The organism is Lysinibacillus sp. NPDC097287 (assembly GCF_044761695.1).
Lineage (GTDB): Bacteria > Bacillota > Bacilli > Bacillales_A > Planococcaceae > Lysinibacillus.
The window spans coordinates 1-1,254 of the sequence record NZ_JBIWCX010000070.1 but is presented as its reverse complement, the minus strand read 5'-3'; the positions used below and the strand labels follow the sequence as shown (position 1 = coordinate 1,254).

Genomic DNA, 1,254 nt, shown 5'->3' with positions numbered 1-1,254 from the left:
CTCGTCGACCCGCGCATGCGGTACGCAGGAAAGGGATGACATGACTGCACTCACCGATCGCGAAAAGAGCAGGCAGGGATCGCGAATTCCCATCACCGTTGTGATTGCACTGGTGATCCTCGGTGTGATGGTATTCGCGGCTGTCGCCGGTCGGCTCATAAGCCCTTACGACCCTTACACTCAGGATCTTCTCCGCGGTGTGACCGGTTCCGATCGCACACACTGGTTAGGCACCGACGATATGGGACGCGATGTCCTCTCCCGTTTGATCGACGGTACCGGCCGCTCCGTGCTCGGACCGCTGTGCGTAGCGATGGGAACAGTGATAGCCGGCGCATCCGCGGGGCTGGTCGCCGGATATAACGGCGGTGCACTCGACAACGTCCTCAACCGATTCGCAGACCTCGTGTATGCCCTGCCCGCGCTCCTCGTCGCCATCGTGCTCCTGGGGATTCTCGGCGGGAGCTACTGGCTGACTGTGGCGATTCTGGTTTTCCTGTCAGTACCGAGCGCCATCAGGATAGTCGGCAGTGTGACGCGCGTCCAGGTTCGTCTGCCGTACATCGACTCTGCGAAGACCCTCGGATTGACCGACTCTCGGATCATGATCCGCCATGTGCTGCCCAACATCGCGCCCACCGTGCTCGCCGTCTTCCTGCTGGATTTCGTCGGAGCGTTGGTCGCCTTCTCGTCGTTGTCATTTCTCGGTATCGGTATCGCCCCCGGGGCTGCAGATTGGGGATCGATGCTCTCCCAGGGGCAATCGATGATCTCCGAGAACCCCTGGGTCGCAGTTGCCCCCGCAGCCTGTCTCATCCTGACCGGCAGCGCCGCAACTATCTTCGGCGACTGGTTCTTCAAACGGCTGTCAGACTCAGGAGAACGGAAGTAGATGACTGTGGAAGATGTGACAGTACAATCGGAAACGGCCGATGCGAATGGCCCCCTCCTGAAAGTTTCCGGGCTATCGGTGTACGCGAACAGGTCGCAGGTGCTCGTCAGCGATGTCAACATCACGGTCCCCCGAGGCGAGACTCTCGGGATAGTCGGCGAGTCTGGCAGTGGAAAATCGATGGCAGTTCGTTCGCTTGTCGGTTTGCTACCGCCGGGAATCTATGCACGAGGAGCAGCAGATTTCGACGGAATCCCGTTGATCGGCACACGCGAACGTGAACTGCGATCGTTACGGGGCTCCCGAATCAGTCTTTTGATGCAGGACCCGTTCAGCATGCTCAACCCCATCCACACGGTAGG

At 59.9% G+C, this 1,254-nt stretch carries 2 protein-coding genes; both read left to right on the top strand.

Annotated elements, in window-relative coordinates:
• Nucleotides 1-892: ABC transporter permease (locus ACIQ2D_RS22150; RefSeq protein WP_402867432.1), on the top strand; the 892-nt coding region annotated here is incomplete at its 5' end.
• A partial coding sequence (locus tag ACIQ2D_RS22145) for an ATP-binding cassette domain-containing protein (RefSeq protein WP_402867431.1) occupies nt 893-1,254 on the top strand: 362 nt, incomplete at its 3' end.